The organism is Rhodohalobacter sp. SW132, from assembly GCF_003390325.1.
GTDB lineage: Bacteria > Bacteroidota > Rhodothermia > Balneolales > Balneolaceae > SW132.
The window spans coordinates 206,039-226,333 of sequence record NZ_QUOK01000003.1; the positions used below are offsets into that span (position 1 = coordinate 206,039).

Annotated in this window: 14 protein-coding genes; 11 read left to right on the plus strand and 3 right to left on the minus strand. The window is 46.6% G+C overall.

The window, feature by feature from the left end:
* Nucleotides 1-4: 4 nt before the first annotated feature.
* The 6 genes from DYD21_RS07900 to DYD21_RS07925 all read left to right on the plus strand — a co-directional run bounded on the left by DYD21_RS07900 (nt 5) and on the right by DYD21_RS07925 (nt 9,453).
* Nucleotides 5-1,279 (plus strand): asparagine synthetase B, encoded by a 1,275-nt coding sequence (locus tag DYD21_RS07900; protein WP_116034975.1) that lies wholly within the window; start codon nt 5-7, stop codon nt 1,277-1,279.
* Nucleotides 1,280-1,701: 422 nt separating this feature from the next.
* The gene (gene mazG, locus DYD21_RS07905) at nt 1,702-2,487 is read left to right on the plus strand and encodes a nucleoside triphosphate pyrophosphohydrolase (RefSeq protein ID WP_233505500.1); all 786 of its coding nucleotides are present in this window, start codon (nt 1,702-1,704) and stop codon (nt 2,485-2,487) included.
* A gap of 222 nt (nt 2,488-2,709) precedes the next feature.
* Nucleotides 2,710-3,864, plus strand: a complete 1,155-nt coding sequence (locus DYD21_RS07910) for a citrate/2-methylcitrate synthase (protein ID WP_116034977.1) — start codon at nt 2,710-2,712, stop codon at nt 3,862-3,864.
* 370 nt (nt 3,865-4,234) lie between these two features.
* Nucleotides 4,235-5,545, plus strand: a complete 1,311-nt coding sequence (locus DYD21_RS07915) for an efflux RND transporter periplasmic adaptor subunit (RefSeq protein ID WP_116034980.1) — start codon at nt 4,235-4,237, stop codon at nt 5,543-5,545.
* Between the two features lie 32 nt (nt 5,546-5,577).
* Nucleotides 5,578-8,709, plus strand: a complete 3,132-nt coding sequence (locus tag DYD21_RS07920) for an efflux RND transporter permease subunit (RefSeq protein ID WP_116034982.1) — start codon at nt 5,578-5,580, stop codon at nt 8,707-8,709.
* 228 nt (nt 8,710-8,937) lie between these two features.
* Nucleotides 8,938-9,453 carry a T9SS type A sorting domain-containing protein gene (locus DYD21_RS07925; protein ID WP_116034984.1) on the plus strand — a complete coding sequence of 172 codons (516 nt, stop codon included), beginning with the start codon at nt 8,938-8,940 and terminating at the stop codon, nt 9,451-9,453.
* A gap of 59 nt (nt 9,454-9,512) precedes the next feature.
* On the opposite strand, the gene ald is transcribed toward DYD21_RS07925, so the two are convergent.
* Together ald and DYD21_RS07935 are read right to left on the minus strand one after the other, a co-directional pair.
* Nucleotides 9,513-10,625, minus strand: coding sequence for an alanine dehydrogenase (gene ald / locus DYD21_RS07930; protein ID WP_116034987.1), 1,113 nt, complete (start codon nt 10,623-10,625; stop codon nt 9,513-9,515).
* A 186-nt stretch (nt 10,626-10,811) separates the two neighbouring features.
* On the minus strand, nt 10,812-11,081 hold the full coding sequence (locus tag DYD21_RS07935) for a hypothetical protein (RefSeq protein ID WP_116034989.1): 270 nt from the start codon (nt 11,079-11,081) through the stop codon (nt 10,812-10,814).
* Nucleotides 11,082-11,282: 201 nt separating this feature from the next.
* Here DYD21_RS07935 and DYD21_RS07940 point away from each other — a divergent pair, with 201 nt between their 5' ends.
* Complete coding sequence (locus DYD21_RS07940) at nt 11,283-12,158, plus strand: DUF58 domain-containing protein (RefSeq protein WP_116034992.1); 876 nt, start codon at nt 11,283-11,285, stop codon at nt 12,156-12,158.
* 52 nt (nt 12,159-12,210) lie between these two features.
* Here DYD21_RS07940 and DYD21_RS07945 read toward each other — a convergent pair whose 3' ends face one another.
* Nucleotides 12,211-13,530 (minus strand): peptidoglycan DD-metalloendopeptidase family protein, encoded by a 1,320-nt coding sequence (locus DYD21_RS07945; protein ID WP_158551452.1) that lies wholly within the window; start codon nt 13,528-13,530, stop codon nt 12,211-12,213.
* Nucleotides 13,531-13,842: 312 nt separating this feature from the next.
* On the opposite strand from DYD21_RS07945, the gene DYD21_RS07950 reads away from it, so the two are divergent.
* From DYD21_RS07950 to DYD21_RS07965, 4 genes are read left to right on the plus strand one after another with little or no spacing between them, the layout of a single operon-like run.
* On the plus strand, nt 13,843-14,871 hold the full coding sequence (locus tag DYD21_RS07950) for a hypothetical protein (protein ID WP_147303526.1): 1,029 nt from the start codon (nt 13,843-13,845) through the stop codon (nt 14,869-14,871).
* A complete protein-coding gene (locus DYD21_RS07955) occupies nt 14,868-15,866 on the plus strand; it encodes a VWA domain-containing protein (protein WP_116034999.1) in 999 nt (332 codons plus the stop codon). Before DYD21_RS07950 ends, DYD21_RS07955 begins: the two co-directional genes overlap by 4 nt.
* Nucleotides 15,867-15,914: 48 nt before the next feature.
* Nucleotides 15,915-19,262 (plus strand): transcription-repair coupling factor, encoded by a 3,348-nt coding sequence (mfd, locus tag DYD21_RS07960; protein WP_116035001.1) that lies wholly within the window; start codon nt 15,915-15,917, stop codon nt 19,260-19,262.
* Nucleotides 19,259-20,200, plus strand: a complete 942-nt coding sequence (locus tag DYD21_RS07965; protein WP_116035003.1) for an L-threonylcarbamoyladenylate synthase — start codon at nt 19,259-19,261, stop codon at nt 20,198-20,200. Before mfd ends, DYD21_RS07965 begins: the two co-directional genes overlap by 4 nt.
* The last annotated feature ends 95 nt before the right edge of the window (nt 20,201-20,295 follow it).

Here is a 20,295-nt window from a genome sequence, read left to right on the forward strand (position 1 = left end):
AATGATGCCCCGAATCACCTCGATACTTATCACATTACTGCTCCTGTTTGGAGCCGCACTGAATCTGAGCGCACAGGAACGGGTACTTATCCCGATGGATGCCTCACAAAATGATCACCTGAAAGCCTATGGTATCATCTTCAATCATCTGAAGGCGAACGAATCCGGCCAATGGCTGCTCAATTACAGGGGAGGAAGCTTTCTGGCCCCCAACACGGCAGATATCGTTCGGAAAAGCCGGGTGAGAGGCGTTTCTGTTGAATTAATATCAGAAGGTGAAGCGCGGCAAATTATTGAAGAGGTGGAAAACCCAAATTCCAATACAGCGGTGATCAATCTCGAAGCAGCACCGGAAATTGCCGTATATGCACCGCCGGGAAATATGCCGTGGGACGATGCGGTTACGCTCGCCCTCGATTATGCTGAAGTGCCCTATGATATAATTTATGATAAGGAAGTTCTTAGCGGAGAGCTTAACAATTACGACTGGCTTCATCTGCACCATGAAGATTTTACCGGGCAGTTCGGTAAATTTTATGGCACCTACAGGAATGCCCCCTGGTACATATCGCAGGTGAATCAGCTTCAGGATCTCGCCAGTGAACTCGGGTATAATAAAGTGAGTGAATTAAAACGTGATGTCGTCCTGGAAATTCGTGATTACATCGGGAACGGCGGGTTTATGTTTGCGATGTGCTCCGGAACCAACACGTTCGATATTGCCCTGGCTGCAAAAGATCTCGATATTGTACCGGCCGAAATCGACGGCGACCCAATCGACCCTAATGTGAATGATCGGCTCGATTATTCCAACACATTTGCTTTTCATAATTTCCAGGTGGAAACCGACGCCTACGTTTATTCACACGATAATATCGATGTGGAAGTCAATCTGAATAGTATTAGCGAGAGCCTCGATTACTTTACACTATTCGATTTTTCGGCGAAATGGGATCCTGTTCCCACCATGCTCACACAAAATCACGTAAGCAGTATTCCGGGTTTTTATGGTCAGACAACAGCTTTTCGTTCCGATAAAGTAAAAAACAGCGTGGTTGTTCTGGCCGAATCCCCCGGCAGAGACCGTGTAAAATATCTGCATGGAAACTACGGTGAAGGCACATTCACCTATTACGCAGGACATGATCCTGAAGATTACACCCATCATGTGGGCGATCCTCCAACCGATCTGAGCCTGCACACCAACAGTCCCGGATACCGGCTGATTCTCAACAACATCCTCTTCCCTGCTGCTCAAAAAGAAAAACGAGAAACTTAATATCAGTTTGTCAGTGTTTCAGATTTTCAGTGTGTCAGTTGTGTGATGGGTTGGAAATGAACTACCTCGGGGCAGAGCCCGCGAGGTATCAACTAAGAACCCTTAACTTTTTGTTCAATACAAAGCTTACTTTTGGAGTGTCCCCCTTCGAAGGGGGCAATGGGGGATGATTGGTTGTGGATCAAAACCAAGAATTGGACCATTCTGAACTTAGAAAGTCATCCCCCAGCTCACTCCGTTCGCTTCCCCCTTCAAAGGGGGACTTTTATCTTTTCCGACCCAAAGGGTCGGAGAATTAATCCACTTATGATTAAATTCAATCCCATAATTGCCGAAGGGTCATAACCAGAGATCCCCTTTGATGCATAAGAAAATTCTGACACACTGATGAACTGACACACTGTAAAACTGAAACACTGAACATGGATTATAGCCACATCAAACCGAGCCAAAATTTTGAAGATTTTATCAAGCTCATCGCCATTCTGCGCAAAGAGTGTCCGTGGGATCGCAAACAAACCCACCAGTCGATTAAAGAAAACCTGATTGAAGAAGCGTATGAAGCGGTTGAGTGCATTGAATCCGAGGATTATGAAGAGCTTTCGAAAGAACTTGGTGATCTGCTGCTTCACGTGGTATTTCACAGTACGATGGCTGATGAAAACGACCATTTTAATATGGGTGATGTGATCTATCGTATCTCCGAAAAATTGATTCGCCGTCATCCGCATATATTCTCCGACACGGTTGCTGAAAATGACAAAGTGGTGGCCGAAAACTGGGAATCAATAAAACTAAGTGAAGGCAGAGAATCGATCCTGGACGGTATACCTGCTCATCTGCCCGGACTGATCAAAGCACACCGGATGCAGGAGAAGGCTGCAAATGTCGGGTTCGACTGGGCAGAATGGAAACTTGCCTGGGAAAAATTGAACGAAGAGATTGATGAATGGAAAGAGGCTGTTGAAGGCCAATCTAAAGCGGAACAGGCTGAAGAGTACGGCGATCTGCTGTTCAGCATGGTAAACGTGGGACGGCTGCTCAGTCTGAACGCTGAAGATTCTATCCGGATGGCAAACAAAAAATTTGACGATCGTTTTCGATACATTGAAAAAAAGCTGGGAGAAAACGGCCGCTCACCCGCCCAGGCAGATCTTGAAGAGATGGATCGCTACTGGAATGAGGCAAAATCTGACAACCGCCTGTAAAAAAGCTTTAAAACTTCTCCGCCACATCATTTTGTAAAACTAAAACCTGAATAGCGCTTCTAAAGTATGTGCTATTTTTGTATTTTTTAGATATAAAAACTAAACGCCTCTGATCTCGGGTATCCCCCATGAAAAACTGAAGTTTCGTTATTGAATAGAGCGGAATATCACTCTAACTAACTGCAGAGGCTGTAACACGGAATCTTAATTACGGATATACTTATGGCCAAACAAAATTTGGACACCATCGATACTGATAAATACCCACACATCAATAAGGGACTTGAAGGAATTGTAGCTTTCTCAACAACAAAAAGTGCAATCGATGGACAAAAAGGAGAGCTGATCTATGCCGGGTACAACATCGATACGCTTGCTGAAAATGCAACATTTGAAGAGGTCTGTTTCCTGCTATGGAACGATCGCCTGCCCAATCAAAAAGAACTGGACAATTTGAAAAAACAGCTGGTCGGTGAGCGATCACTTCCAGAGCCGGTCTTAAATTATATCAAATCAACAAACAAGAAAGCTGAGCCGATGTCTGTTCTTCGAACAGCCGTTTCCATGCTCGCCGACTTTCAGGACGCTGACAGTGATAACACGGATGATGCAATCGCGATGACGGCGCAGATGCCGACCATCATTGCAGCTTTTGCCCGTGCGCGTGACGGAAAAGAGATCATTGCTCCCCTCAAAGACGGAAGCACCGCATTTAACTTTCTCTACATGCTGAATGGCGAGAAGCCCGGTAAAGAGGCTGAAAAAACGATGGATCTCTGCCTGATTCTCCACGCTGAGCACGGAATGAACGCATCAACCTTCACCGGCCGCGCTATCTGTTCCACACAGTCTGATATGTTTTCAGCCGTTTCAGGTGCCATCGGTGCCCTCAAAGGCCCGCTGCATGGTGGTGCCAATACCGCGGTGATGAACATGCTTCTGGAACTTGATGAGGATCCCGATACAGCTGACCCGGTTGAGTTCACCAAAAAGAAACTGGCCAACAAAGAGAAGATCATGGGCTTTGGTCACCGCGTGTACAAAACCTTTGATCCCCGCGCACGACTTCTCCGTGGCATGTCGAAAAGTCTCTCTGAAGAGACCGGACACACCACACTTTATGAGTGGTCTGAAGCGATCCTGAAAACGATGAAAGATGAGAAAGATATCGATCCAAATGTTGATTTCTTCTCAGCTACTGTTTACTACTCCCTCGGGATCAAGCCGGATCTTTTCACATGTATTTTTGCCATGAGCCGGATTTCTGGCTGGACGGCACACTACATCGAGCAGCATGACAACAACCGCCTGGTTCGTCCGCGGGCCCTCTACATCGGCGAAAAAAATCTTGAATGGACCCCGGTTGAAGAAAGGTAATTCTCACTGATTTTCAGCGGTTTATTTTTATCATTTCAGGCCCGGAATGCTTCGTCTTTCCGGGCTTTTTTATTAGCACCCCATCTTCTTTTTTTCTCCTCACCCTCGCGGCTCTATACACCTCAGACATCAATTCTTATCATTTTTTAACAGATTTCGATCTGCTGCAGATCTTATCAAACGAGGAGTAAATACTCTTAATTTTACTCAAACGCAGATCATCTTTGAGACCTGATTTATATCAAGCTCTAAAAAACCCTTCCTTAATCATTTATTGTTAAATCATTTCAAATTAATAAAACAGGTAAACGATCAGCTAAATAGTCATGTTAAGTAACTGTAAAATATTTTTTTTCATGGACTTTAAGCTATGGTGCAATCAAAATACAAAACAGCTTCTTTAGCTTCCGTTCTACTGTCTCTGTTGTTTTTGATGTTGACCTCTTGCTCGGAAGATACCCAGGAGGATGAAACCGACCTTTCAGAGACGACAACGGTTGAGGCTGTAGAATTGAGAAAAGGTGTTCTGCCGCTTGTGCAGCGAACAACCGGCGAAATGCGGGCCCGAAACCAGGTAGATATTTACCCTGAAATAGACGCCCGGATTACTGAGGTTCGCGTGAATGACGGTGATTATGTAAGTGAAGGCGATACGCTGATCCGATTGCGTGATGACGCCGTAAGGGAGCAGCTGAATCAGGCACGTCATGATCACGAAATTGCGCAAGCTCAGCTGCGCCAGTCCGAGGCTGATCTACGCAGACTGGAAGCACAGTTCACTCGTATTACGGAGCTTCGCGACCTTGAACTGGAATCCGCTCTTGAACAGGAAACGCTGGAGGCTGACATCGATGCTGCAGAAGCAAGTGTGGATCTCGCCCGGTCCCAGATGAACAGAGCTGCCTCGCAGGTGGAAGAGCAGCGAAGTAACCTCGAAAACACCGTACTCAGATCGCCCGTAGATGGCGTAGTGGGTGGCCGGGATGCAGAAGTTGGCCAGAGAGCTACATCCGGAAATCGCCTGCTGCAGGTGGGTGATACAGATAACCTTCGGGTTCACGTGATGCTAACCGAATCAATGAGCAACCACATACAGCCGGGCGACAGGGCTGAAATTATGACCGGGTCAGCCCAGAATAACCCGGTTGAAGGTACGGTTTCCACAATTTCACCTTTTCTTGATCCGATAACCCATACAACCATCGCCCAGGTAGAAGTCCATGAAACGGACGCTTCTCTGCAGCCGGGTATGTTTGCTACGGTTGATATTTTTTATGGCGAAACGGATGACACCATTCTTGTGCCGAAGACAGCTCTTTATGATCATCCCATCGAGGGAGAAACCGGAATCTACATTGCTGATTTGCGTGATGAACCCTCGGCTATGGAAATGGATGAAGATTCTGAAATGCTTACCCAGAATCTAACTCAATCTCCTGTACCGGTTGAATTCTATCCGGTTGAAATTGTTGCCGAGAGCAGAGGCGTGGCTGGTATTACCGGTATTGACGACCCGGGCCCGGACGCCTGGATTGTAACTATCGGCCAAAATCAGCTGGCAGAATGGGACCGTGAACAGGCTCACGTGCGCAAGGAGAGCTGGGAGAAGGTTATGGAGCTTCAGAATTTGCAGGCACGAGATATGGAGAGCATCATATTTGGCGAGAACTCCGGTAATTAGAATGTGACTTATTTAGCAATTAATAGCCCGTTATGTCGATAACCACTACATCCATCAAACGCCCCATCGCTACCACGATGGTATTTTTGATCATTATACTGGTTGGGTATGTCGGCTTTCGATACCTGCCGGTGGATCTGCTTCCCGAAATTGAATCCCCACAACTTACGGTCAGCGTGAGCTATGATAACGTTGGGCCCGAAGAGATGGAGCTGATCATCACCGATCCGCTCGAAAATGCCCTTTCCGGTATTCCGAATGTTGAACAGATGAACTCCTCCTCAAGCGAAGGATCCAGCAGCATTACACTGGAGTTTTCCCGGGGCACAAATCTCGATGCAGCATCAAACAACGTACGTGATGCACTCGACAGAATACGGGATGATCTGCCCATTGAGGCCGATGCTCCGCGAATCCGGCAATTCCGTCCGGATGATTTTCCAATTGTGATTATCGGTGTACGATCCGACAGGGACCTGGCCGAGCTCACCCAGATTTTAGAGCGGGAAGTATCGATGTTTTTTGAACAGATTCCCGGAGTTGGAACGATCGACGTGTGGGGCGGGATCGGGCGGGAGATCCAGGTGGATTTGAACCGGGAAAGGCTGCTGTCATCAAACCTCACCGCCTCTGATGTGATGGGCGCACTTAGCCGGGACAACATCACCCTTCCGGGCGGAGACATCAAGGATGGATACAGCGACTTTTACGTACGAACACAGGGCGAATTCAATACCATTGATGAGATCTCACAAACCGTAATAACCAATGTAAACGGCCGGCCGATTCGTGTAGGTGATGTTGCAGATGTACATCATGGGTATGAGGAGATCAGCCGGTTTGTGGAAATCGACGGAGTGCCCACTTTGCGGCTTGCAATCCGAAAACAATCCGGAGCTAACACAGTTTCTGTTGCCGAAGATATAAAATCTGAAGTAGAGCGGATCAATAACATACGCGGGGATATGGAGCTGATGGTGATTACCGATCAGAGCCAGTTTATCCAGGATTCCATCAATACAGTTCAAAATGCTGCTATCTGGGGCGGAATTCTTGCTGTAATTGTACTCTTTGCGTTTCTCAGAAACACCTCTACCACACTCATCATCGGTGTTTCTATTCCAATTTCTATCATTGCTACCTTCGGACTGCTCTATTTTGGGGGATTAACACTCAACCAGATGAGTTTTGGGGGGCTGGCACTTGGAATCGGTTTGATAGTTGATAACGCCATTGTAGTGCTTGAGAATATCGTGCGGAAACGGGAGCAGGGAACCGGGGTCTTTGAAAGTTCCGCCAAGGGAACGAAGGAAGTTGCCGGGGCAATAATAGCGGCAACACTTACGACCTCCGTAATATTTCTGCCTCTTGTTTTTATGCAGACCACCACAGGCAGCATGTTCCAGGAACTTGGCCTGGTTGTTGTGTTCTCAATTTTCTGCTCCCTCCTGGTCGCCCTCACGCTGGTTCCGATGTTATCCAGCCGCTTTATGACAATCAAACCCCTTGCTGAAAATGTGGAAGACAGATCCCGCGGCGACCGGTTTTTTGAACGAGTGGATTCGCGTTACACTAAAATGCTGCAAGGTGCAGTTCGATATAAATGGGTTGTGTTAAGCCTGACCGCCGTTCTGTTTACTGTTTCAATTCTGCTCATTCCCGGAATTCCTTTTGAACTTGCCCCGGAAACAGAAGCCGATGAGGTCCGTGTGAGCATGCGAATGCAGGATGGTGTGAATATTTCTGTGATTCATAACTACTTCGAAGAACTTGATGAAATTGTGAGTCAGCTTATTGATCCCGATGAAGTGGAATATTACACACGTGACCTGGGCGGCTGGGGAGGTGACGGCCGGATTGATATCAACCTGGTCAGCCAGGACGAGCGTGAACGTTCCGCAGAAGATATTGCAAATGATATCCGCAGCAACCTTGGAAATGTGCTGCCCGGTGCTGATTTGCGGGTGTATACTCGCGGCGGTTTGTGGATAATGCGCAGAGTATTCCGAACCGGCGGCGGTGACGAAGATGCAGCCGTTGGTTTTCAGCTGAGGGGCTACGACCTTGAGACATCCCGGGAGCTTGCGCGAAACGTTCGCAACCGCCTTGAACGCGTGCCAGGTGTCACCGACCTGGAGATTGAGGAGTCGGAAGGCCGCCCTCAGCAGGATATCACAATAAACAGAGAAAAAATCGCTGAACTCGGAATTGGTGTGGATGAAGTAGCCGGAACCATTCAGACAAATATTGCGGGTCAGCAGGCCGGAATTTTCCGGGTAAATGGTGAAGAGAGACCCATCATGGTTCGATTAAGACCCCAGGATCGTGTGGATATGGAAGATATTGGGAATATCAGTATACGAGCCGGGGATGATCAGATTGTGCCGATCTCCTCCGTTATTGAGATGGAGCGATCGCGAGCTCCCACATCCGTAAACCGTGTGGACGGGCAGAGAGTGGTTTATCTTACCGCTAATCTGGAGGATGATGTAACCCTTGGTGAAGCTGTATCCCGAATGGAAAGTTCACTTTCTGAAATGCAGTTTCCCGAGGGATATTCTGTCTATTTCGGAGGAGAATATGAAGAACTGCAGCAGGCGCAAGACGATTTTACAATGGCAATTATTTTCGCTCTTGTGCTGGTCTATATGGTGATGGCCGCGCAGTTTGAGCGATTTTTAGACCCGTTGATTGTCATGTTTTCCGTTCCCGTTGCGCTTATCGGAGTGGTTCCCACACTTATGATAACCGGCACAACAATTAACATGCAGAGTTTGATGGGAGTTTTGATGCTGCTCGGAATCGTAGTAAATAACGCCATTGTACTGGTGGATTATATAAACCTGATGAGACGACGGGATGAAACAACAGGACTTCTTGAATCGATCATTGCCGCGTCGAGGCTCAGGCTCCGGCCGATACTGATGACCTCCTTCACAACCATACTTGCGATGGTACCACTGGCGGTCGGAATTGGTGTGGGTGCCGAAATACAGGCGGCTCTTGCCCGTGTTGTAATCGGTGGGCTGCTCGCGTCTACATTCATCACCCTATTTCTAATTCCAATTGTCTACCTTGAATTTACCCGGGCTGTTTCGGCCATAAAAGAGTGGCAAGCCTCCCTATTAGAAAGAACCAGGCGCAGAATCTCTGCGAAAGCATAAAGTTTCCCTCAATTTCGGCCGATAAATAGGTATCCCCTGTGTAAGTGTCCCACGCTGTAAATGTTGTAAAAAGCTGTGGGCCAATAACTTTTCATGAAATTTCAGACAATCAACCAGGAATTAAACCGTTAGCCGTTCTGTTTATTCAGAAAAGAACAGAACTTTTTGTTCCAATACCAGTATACAGGACTAAATCAGAACTCATACATTTTTTACTTATAGACATAAATGTTACGCTCAATTATTATTCTCACTGCTTTTTTATTAATGGTGCCGGTAATTGCCGCCGCACAAGACCGGGATACAACCGCTTCGGAAGGTCAGGTAATTGAGCGGGTGATTTTTGAAAATCCTGAAACCATGATCGATTTCATGGAACACCGGTATTCTCTCACCTCTACCTCTTTTGCAGATACACTTCGGAATCAGAGCCGCCTGTTTACAGAAACTGAGGAGCGGCCTGAACGGGCAAGCCTATCGCAGAATTACCCGAACCCATTTAATCCGGCAACTACTATTGGCTTCCGTTTGTCAGAAAACAGCAATGTAAAAATTGAGGTATTCGATCAGCTTGGCAGAAGTGTTGATGTACTGCTGCAGGGAACTCGCTCTGCCGGTGAACACACTGTTGCATATGACGCATCGCACCTGACCAGTGGTATTTACATTTACAGAATGGAGATGCAAAGTCTGGAAAGCAGCAATCGCCAGATGTTTACCCGCAAGTTTACACTTTTGAAATAGCAAAAAAATCCTCACCCGTTTTCACAGATGAGGATTCAATCAAACCGATTCAGCCTGTTTTAGAAGACTTCTTCTACAGGCGTATATTCCATTCCAAAAGCATCGGCTACATCTTTGTAAACGATCTTACCGTCCGCGATATTCAGACCTTTCAGAAGTTCGATATTTCCTTTCAGAGCCTTCTTCCACCCTTCATTTGCAATCTGTACGGCATAGGGCAGCGTAACGTTTGTGAGGCCCATTGTAGAGGTGAAAGGTACAGCACCCGGCATATTGGCAACGCAGTAATGAACCACATCATCAACAACGTAAACCGGTTTATCATGTGTGGTGGGTTTTGAAGTCTCGAAACATCCGCCCTGGTCGATCGCCACATCTACAAGAACAGTCCCGGGTTTCAAAAGAGATAGCATTTCCCGTGTGATAAGATGAGGTGCCTTCGCTCCTGGTTTAAGGACTCCGCCGATCACGAGATCGGTATCGGGTAGAAGTTTTCTGATGTTCGCCTCGTTTGAGAACAACGTATTCACATTCTTTGGCATTACATCGTCGAGGTAACGAAGCCTTGGAATATTTATATCCAGAATTGTTGTATATGCACCCATACCGGCAGCTATTTTTGCGGCGTTTACACCCACAATTCCGCCACCAAGAACGATAACTTTAGCAGGCGGAACACCTGGAATGCCGCCCATCAGAATACCGCGGCCACCCATCGGCTTTTCAAGATATTTAGCTCCTTCCTGGGCAGCCATCCTGCCGGCGACTTCACTCATGGGAATCAGCAGCGGCAGAGAACGGTCTGCTTTTTCTACGGTTTCGTATGCAATAGCAATGCATTTAGATTTGACGACAGCTTCAGTGAGATCGCGGCTTGCAGCAAAATGCAGATAGGTAAAAAGAACCTGCCCTTCTCTCATCCGGCTATATTCCGGTTCGATGGGTTCCTTCACCTTCATAATCATATCCGCCTGCTGCCAGATATCATCCACATTTTCAACAATTTCAGCACCGGCTTCAAGATACATTTCATCTGAAAACCCGCTTCCTTTACCCGCATCTTTCTCAATGAGTACACTGTGGCCGTTTTTTTTGAATTGCATCACACCGCCCGGCAGCAGAGCAACTCGGTTTTCGTGAGTCTTGATCTCCCTGGGAACTCCTATAATCATAATGGTAAATCTTAAATTTGAATATCTGTTCGGAAATGTGGGCTGAAGTTAGAAATTTTTAGGCATTGAAACAGAATTAGCTCTATTGATTTTTTAAATCTAACTAACAATTACAAAAGTTCGGTTTTGTATAAACAGGCCAGATATGTGAGAAGAGAGATTTTCGAACAATTCACATCAAACCCATTAATCACCGAGCAGACGTTTCACTTTCAGCAGCCCTTTTTTTGTGAGAGAGATATGCCCGTAGAGATACGGTCCCCCAATCGATTCAGCCCGTATAAAATCGAGGTCAATCAGGTATTGAAATAAATTGCGAATCTCCACGCGGTCCAGTTTCAGTTCATCGGAGAGATCAACCACCGATATATTTTTACCCTCTTCATAACCGGATAGTAATGCAGCAGAGCACAATATTTTTTCACACCGCCGGTTAAATGATTTTCCAATCAACATGGGGACCTTTTTTTTATCAAGGTTAAAAGTGCAGATCAACAATTTGTTATTGTAATGTTAACGATCTGTTAACCCGCCGCGCTTCAGGATCTCTTCAGGCAATCAGAATCGAGTGTTGGAAAAAGGAGCACATACAGCTACATTTAACCGCCATACCGATGACTAAAATTGTAAGATAAAACAGGATCAAATTTACGCTTTATGATCTCCAAAGACATCTTATCAAAAATAAAGAAGCTCGAAATCCAGACGAAAGGATTGGTTAACAATCTGTTTGGCGGAGAGTATCAGTCTGCGTTTAAAGGCCGGGGAATGGAATTCTCAGAAGTGAGAGCCTACACATTTGGTGATGATATTCGCCTGATCGACTGGAATGTGACCGCACGAAATGACGAGCCCTACATTAAAGTTTTTGAGGAAGAGCGTGAACAAACCATGATGCTCTGTGTGGATATATCCCCGAGTGGTTTTTTTGGGAGCCATTCACAAACCAAGATGGAGCTGGCTATTGAAGTTTGTGCAGTAATCGCATTCAGTGCGATTAAAAACGGAGATAAGGTTGGGATGGTTCTGTTTAGTGATAAAATTGAAAAAGTGATTCCGCCAAAAAAAGGACGGACTCACGTTCTCAGGCTGATCAGGGAACTGTATGTTACCCGGCCGACCGGTAATGAAACCGACATCGGAAATGCCCTTTCCTACATCAACAGGCTTTTGAACCGACGGGCCATTATTGTGCTGGCATCCGATTTTCAGGATGAGGAGTTTCAAAAGCAGCACCGGATCACCAACAGGAAACACGATCTTGTGAATCTTCTGATCAATGATCAGTTCGAAGATGAATTGCCTGATGTAGGACTTGTAACGCTTCAGGATGCCGAAACAGGCACTCAGCGAATGGTGGATACATCAAACAATAAAGTACGGGAGTTCTACCGCGAACAGCGAAAAAGAGAGCATCTAAAACTGAAAGAGTATTTTAGGAAAAATAAGATGGATTCCGTCAGCCTTAAAACAAACGAGTCATACGTAAAACCTCTGATCTCATTTTTCCAAAGAAGAACCCAGCGCAGGTAAGAAGTGGCCGGGTTACAATATGATTTTCCTTACCTGACCTCTAACGGAGGGGTCAGCTTTCGCCGTTTGGGTCATCTTCACCATCAATGCCAGCAACGGGTTCCATAACGGAAAGCTCATCGAGGAGTCCCTGATAGCGTTGTACGGTTCGTTTAAGTTCAGGCAAATACTCTTCATCCAGCGATTCTGAAGCAGGCAAATCCACACGGCGTGAATTAACGGGCCGGTCGTCGACATACAGCCTGTAGCACAGGTGAGGTCCGGTAGCAAGGCCGGTCTGTCCAACGTAGCCAATCACCTGACCTTGTTCCACCCGGGTTCCGGCCCGGATTCCGCTGGCAAATCCGTTCAGGTGCAGATATGCAGAACGGTAACTGCTGTTGTGACGAATCTGAACGATGTTTCCATTCCCGCCGCGATACTGCGCTTCGGTTACAACGCCATCACCCACAGCAAGAATCGGCGTGCCGGTTGGTGCAGCATAGTCTGTTCCGTAATGCGGTCGGTTTTCCCGGAGTATCGGGTGGAACCGGTTATTTGAAAAACCGGAACTCACGCGCTGACTGTATCGAAAAGGAGCCATCAATAATGCTTTTTCGAGGCTGTTGCCATTTTCATCAAAATATCCGCGCCGCTCTTCGTTTTCAAAATGGTAGGCATTGTATACATTGCCCCTGTGCTGGAATTCCGCCGCTTTTATATCACCAACCCCGATAAACTGATCCCCGGCATAACGCTGTTCATACACTACTTTAAAATGGTCTCCCTCACGCAGAAGGAAAAAATCGACTTGCCAGGCAAACACATTAGCCATCGCCGCTCCGAGGGATGAGGGGTTTCCTTCAGCTACAATCGTTTCGTAAAGCGAACTCCGAATCACACCAGATGCTTCACTGAGTACCGTTCTGACCGGAACTTCACCCGGTTCCACAAGATATTCATCTTCCCATCCAACAGTTACATACCGCGTGGCGCTCGGCTGCCAGACAAAAGCAACGGCATCATCCTCTTTGTAATAAATCCGGTAAGTTTGCCCCGGTACAATACGGCTCAAATTTGCTACACCCTCTGAACTCTGCTGAATCTGGTATATCTGGGCAGGTGACAGGTTGTGCCGTCTAAGAATAATGTAAAGGCTTTCGTTACGCTGAACCCGAAACTCTTCAAAATCATACTGCTCAATTTCAAAACCGTATTCATCTGTTGGAGGCACGGGCTGTATCTCGTTTACAGTATCCATGGTGATGAGAAATTCGCTGTTTGCGGCCTCAGCATCGAAATCGGAAGATTGGACAAAAATAAAACGAATGGCGACCACAACGAGAGTCAGTGCAACAACAAGAAGTAGAGTCTTACGTGTCTGTATTTGCATTCCTAAAGCAGTATATTTTAAGCTATATGATTTTATGAACGAAAATAGAACATTCTTTAAGAGATTCATAACTGAAATTATCGTTTTTCGCATTCAATACATCAACAGAATGGACGTTATCGTTCACTCCTTGTAGCTGAAAATTTAACTGTTTCACAAATGTTGTCGGCAAAATTGAGGGAACTATTAAATTCTACTTACCTTTGGGTGTGAAATTTTACAACTACTTCTTATTACGAATCTACTGCCAGTCTGCAATTCAGCTGTAAGACTGGTGTTTTTATGCTATTACTACATTTGTATCACCGGTATATGAAATTATTAAAATTCTGCAAACGCGGGCTGATAGCCTCTGTTTTAACCTGTATTGCCCTGATTTTTTCCGGGTCAACTCTCCTGGCTCAGCAGCTTCACACTTTTGTTGATCACGATTCACTTCGCGTGGGTGATCCCGTTACGCTCAGCATTGTTATCGAAGGTAATTATTCACTGCAGGAGTATCCGGATGGTGACGCCTTCCCGGAAGACCTCGAACTGCAAAACAGGCAGCGGTTCCAGGTGTCAGCAACTCGCGACAGTATTGTGTACAACCTTCAGTTTTTCAGTCTTGAGGATATGGTCCTGGACAGGCTCAACTTCCAGATCCGGATCGATCAGCGGGATACCACGCTCCAATCGAGCCGGGTGCCTCTCTATTTTAAGACCACACTTGCCGAGGATGATGATGAACTTCGCCCCTTCAAGCCGATTTTTGATTTCGCCCGCTCCTACTGGATTTGGATTCTGGCTGCGCTGCTGCTCGCGCTTTTAGGATATTACCTGTTTACGCTAATAAAGAAACGCACACAGAAAGAGGTGTTCATCCCCCGCCCGTTCGAATCAACACCTTTTGTAAATCCGTTGCGTGAGCTTGAAACTTCCATGGAGCAGATCAAATCGCAACCGCCTCCGATGAATGAAAAAGAGTTTGAGCAATTTTATGTACAACTGGCCGATGCCATCCGTTTATATCTCAAGCGTGTGTATGATTTTCCAGCACTGGAAATGACATCCGGAGAGATTGTTCGGAAACTGCAGGAACTCCGGGCTTCCTCAGACCTCATCAAAAAAGTAAAAAAAGTGCTTTATGATGCCGATATGGTGAAATTTGCAAAATTTAATCCGGCTTCCGACCAGGTAGCCGATGCGCTGAAAACCGGGACTGACTTTGTGGAAACTGCCCGAACGATCGACTCCGAACGAATCGAGTACCTGGAACATCAGCACACTGAAAAACAGCAGGAGCTGAAAACAGAACATGAACAGAAAGAACTGGAACGAAAACAGGAATTTGAACAATGAGCTGGGCTAATCCTGAATATTTTTGGCTGTTGATCCTTATCCCGTTCTACCTGGGATATGTCATTTGGAAACATTTTTTCAAGAAACGAGCCTCGATCACTTTCTCATCCACGGCTATTTTTGACAATATTCCCGGCAACTATAAAGCGAAGCTGATTTGGCTCACGCCTCTTCTTTATTCTGCTGCCTTTACGCTCCTGGTTACCGCTGCGGCGCGTCCCCAGCTGCAGAATACCACCGTGGAAGAGAGCGTGGAAGGTATTGATATCATGTTATCCATCGATATCTCATCCTCCATGCTTGCCGAAGATCTTCAGCCCAACCGGCTGATTGCCGCCAAAGAGATCGCCGCAGATTTTATTGATGTTCGCAGAAACGATCGCATTGGAATCGGCGTATTTGCCCGTGAAAGTTTTACAGTTGTGCCGCCAACCGTAGATCACAATCTTGCCAAACAGATGCTTGAAACGGTAGACCTCGGGATGGTACGCGACGGTACGGCCATCGGCGTGGGGATCGCAACCGCCATCAATCGTTTGCGGGACAGCAGCGCAGAGAGCAGAGTCATTATTTTGCTGACCGACGGCATGAACAATGCCGGTGAAATTGATCCGATAACCGCGGGAGAGCTTGCCGCCACATTTGGAATCCGGGTTTACACACTGGGCGTTGGCTCACGCGGTACGGCGCCCTACCCAATTGATGATCCTGTTTTCGGACGGCGTTATCAAAATGTTGAGGTAAATATTGACGAGGAGATGCTTCAGCAGATCGCCACACAAACCGGCGGACAATACTTCAGGGCAACTACGACTGAAGAGCTGAGTGAAATTTATGATGTGATCGATCAGCTGGAAACTTCAGAAATTGAAGAAATTCTCTATCGTGACTACGAAGACCGCTACTCTTTGTGGCTGCTTCCCGGAATTATTTTACTGATCACAGGCTTCTTGAATGAACGCTGGGTTACCGGAAGCCCGCTGTTTGAACTATAATTTTCTTATTTTGCGGTCACTTCTCGTTTCCGCACATTTTAATGCTTTATGATCAACAAGATACAGTCTGCTCTTAAAAAAGAGATTAACCTGAGGGATATAAAAACCAGGCTTTCAGGACGGGAAACAATACAGCTTATCAATTTTACAGGTTCGTCGGCTTCGTTTTTATACCACGAACTGAGCCGGTCGGAAGGCGTTGTGCTTGTTCTCACGGAAGACCAGGAGAAAGCAGCGGCTGTCGCATCTGATATTGAACAGATGGGCAGTAGCGGCGTATATCTCTTTCCGGCTACCCGCCGAAAACCCTACGATGATCAGAAAATCGTTGATACGTCAACACTGGTTCAGCGCTCCGAAGTTTTGGAACAGATTCAAACCGGAAATGCAAAGGTGGTAACAGCCCCGCTTGAAGCCATTTTTGATAAGCTCGTACCGCCGGAGCAGTTTTCAGGAGCGTCACTCACACTGAAAAAAGGGATGCCCCTCTCGCCCGAAGATCTCTCTACACAACTCACAGAACAGGGCTACGGAACGCAACGTTTTGTAGGATCCCCCGGCGAATTTGCCATCCGCGGTGGTATTTTTGATATCTTTCCGTTTTCAGGTGAATATCCCATTCGTCTTGAATTTTTTGGGGATGAGATCGACACCATCCGGGAATTTGACCCCGATTCTCAGCGATCAGTTGCCTTTCTGGATCATTGCCGGATTGTACCCAACGCCGCCTTTTCAGGAGCAGCAAATAAAGAAACGCTCCTCTCCTACCTACCGGACAGTGCCATCCTGGCTGTTGATGAACCGGACTTATTCCGATCCCGTATCGAAGAGTTTACAGAGCAGGCTGAAAAACGATATGCTGAACTCGATGATGAAGATCTCAACCGGCCGGAAGACGAATATCTTTCACTCCGGGAATGGGATGAAACAATTCAGAAATATGGCATCATCACATCCGGTTCCATGAACCGATCAGGTCATACTGGTTTGAAGGCAGAGCTTAATTCAGCACCTCACCCGTCATTTAACGGAAGTTTTAAGGTTCTGCGATCTTTTATATCCGAAAAATCAGCTGCCGGAATTCAAACAATAATTCTGTGTAATCACGAAAATCAAAAAGAGAGGTTTGAAGAGCTTCTTGGCGAACCCAGTGAAGAGTTCAGCTACCTGCTGGCCGTTCATTCATTACACCAGGGATTTATACTTCCGGGTCAGAAACTTGCTGTACTAACCGACCACGAAATTTTCAACCGCTACCACCGTCCGAAAACCAAAAGAAAACAGGTTCGCGGCGGAATCTCTCTGAAAGAACTGAAAGATTTGAACGTGGGCGATTACGTGGTTCACGTAGATTACGGCATTGCAACCTTTGCCGGATTTAAAAAAATAGATGTTCGAAACACCGTTCAGGAAGCTGCAGTACTTCGATACAAAGACGATTCCATTCTGTATGTGAATGTTTCCAGCCTTCATAAGCTTCAAAAATATTCCGGCAAAGAGGGGAAAAAACCACGAATTACGAAACTCGGTTCCGGTGAATGGGCGCGGAAAAAAGCAACGACCCGCAAAAAAGTTAAGGATATCGCGCGGGAACTGATCCAGCTCTACGCCAAGCGAAAAGCGATGGAAGCGTTTAGTTTTTCAGAGGACCAGTCGTGGCAGACCGAAATGGAGGCCCGCTTTGAGTTTGAGGAAACTCCGGATCAAATGGAGGCCATTGAGGCTGTAAAACGGGATATGGAATCACACCAGCCAATGGACAGGCTCATCTGTGGTGATGTGGGATTTGGAAAAACCGAAGTCGCCATGCGGGCCGCATTCAAAGCCGTGATGGATCAGAAACAGGTGGCCATTCTTGTTCCAACGACGATCCTGGCCGATCAGCACGCAAAAACGTTCCAGGAGCGAATGAAAGATTTCCCGGTTGTGGTTGAGTCACTCTCCCGGTTCAGAACCACGGCAGAACAGAAACAAATTGTAAAAGACCTGGAAGCGGGAAAAGTAGATATTCTGATCGGCACGCACCGAATCGTTTCCAAAGATGTCAAGTTCAAAGATCTCGGGCTTTTAGTAATTGACGAGGAGCAGCGATTTGGTGTATCCGTAAAAGAGAAACTAAAAAAGTTCCGCGCTTCTGTTGATGTGATGACCATGACTGCAACGCCAATTCCGCGTACGCTGCAATTTTCGCTGATGGGTGCACGCGACCTGAGCATTATCAATACACCGCCATCAAACCGCCAGCCGGTATATACCGAAATTCACAGTTTTGATACTGAGCTGATCCGGGATTCCATTTTGCAGGAAACATCAAGAGGCGGACAGATCTTTTTCATCAACAACCGCGTTAAAAATATTAAAGAAGTAACGGAAATGATCCGTGAACTGGTACCCAATATCAAGATTCGCACGGCTCACGGGCAGATGAAACCTTCCAGTCTCGAGAAAATCATCCAGGATTTTTATCAGCATAAATTTGATGTGCTGATTTCCACCAATATCGTGGAGAACGGGATTGATATTTCCAATGCAAACACCATTATCATCAATAATGCGAATCAGTTTGGTCTGTCCGAACTTCACCAGCTGCGCGGTCGTGTGGGGCGGTCAAACCGAAAAGCATTTTGCTACCTGATCACACCGCCGATCCGGAGTCTTTCAGAAGATGCCCGAAAACGACTGATGGCCCTTGAGGAGCATTCCGATCTTGGTTCCGGCTTTAATATTGCGATGAGAGACCTGGATATCCGGGGAGCGGGCGATATTCTGGGTGCCGAGCAGAGCGGATTTATCACTGATATCGGCTTCGAAATGTATACCAAAATCCTTGACGATGCCGTGCGTGAGCTTAAGGAGACGGAATTCAGCTCCATGTTCTCAAGTGAACCGAAATCGATCGAGCTGCCTGATACACTGGTTGAGTTTGATCACTCCGCATACCTCGAAAACAGCTACGTATCTGACAACGTAGAAAGACTAAACCTCTACCGAAAACTTGCCGAAGCTTCAAGCAGCAAGCAAATTGATGACTGGGAAGAGGAACTGAAAGACCGGTTTGGCCCTATGCCCAAAAGTGCCGTTTTCCTTGTTTTAGCCACACGCATTAAACTGGCTGCTTCAAAACGCCTCGTTAAAAAAATAACAATCCGGGCAAACCGGATGTGGCTCCAGTTTCCGAAACATAAATCAGATCTCGGCGAGAAATTTTACGGAAATGGGTACTTTCAGAAAATTCTAAAAGATGTGGAGGAAAACAGCGGAAAATCATTTGAAGTGATCCAGAAAAAAGATGCTGTACGTTTGGTGATTCAAAACATCCCCGACAGTGATGCTGCGCTTGATTATCTGCGCGGTCTGGTCCATTTTGATCAACGTGAAGAGTCTGTACCAGCATGATCGTTTCAGTTACAAAAGCATCTGAAATCATTCGCGCTGGTGGCCTGGTTGCCATTCCCACCGAAACCGTTTACGGGCTTGCTGCCGATGCTTCCAACGCCCTGGCCGTCCAGAAAACCTTCAACGTAAAGGGTAGGCCGGCTGATAATCCATTGATTGTTCATATCTCCTCTTTAAACCAGGTTTCAGATTTTGCATCAGAGTTTCCTGATTTCGCACAAAAACTTGCTGCGGAATTCTGGCCGGGTCCGCTAACCATTGTACTAAAGAAAAAAAACAGTGTACTGGATCTCGTCACCGCAGGCCTCGATACTGTAGCACTCCGCATGCCGAATCACCCCCTGGCTCTTCATCTGATTTCCATGAGTGGCCCGGTAACGGCCCCGAGTGCCAACCGGTCGGGACTGCCCAGCCCCACACGGCCTGCTCATGTTACAGACGATTTTGGGCCCGATTTCCCGGTTCTCGATGGCGGTGAATGCACCATTGGAATTGAATCAACGGTTATTGATCTGAGTACAGAAAACCCGGTAATTTTAAGACCGGGGAGAATCTCCACAGAAGAAATATCACAACGGTTGTCTGTAGCTGTGGATCACACCGACGAGACTTTATCGGATCTAAAAAAAAGCCCCGGTACCCGCTACACTCATTACAAGCCGCGGGCTGATGTTCAATGGCTGCCATCGGGATCAGAAATAACATTGCATCAGGATGAACTCTACATTTTTCATTCCGGTACTCACCAAACAAATTCCAATAACGTAATCGACTTTGCCGGTGATTTTGATGCCCTTGGCAGAGCGATTTACGATCTGTATCGCACAGCCGACCGGAGAAATTACACAAATATTTACATTGAGCCCCTGCCCAATCCCTCCGATCACCCCATGATTCCGCCCCTGTTAAACAGAATACAAAAGTCTGTAAGCCAGTAAGTTACGTTCTCATCATACACAGGTCCGGAATGTTTTTTCAATTCGTGAAACGATTCTGAATTCCTGCCATGTTTAGAAGCCACCTGAAGTCAATG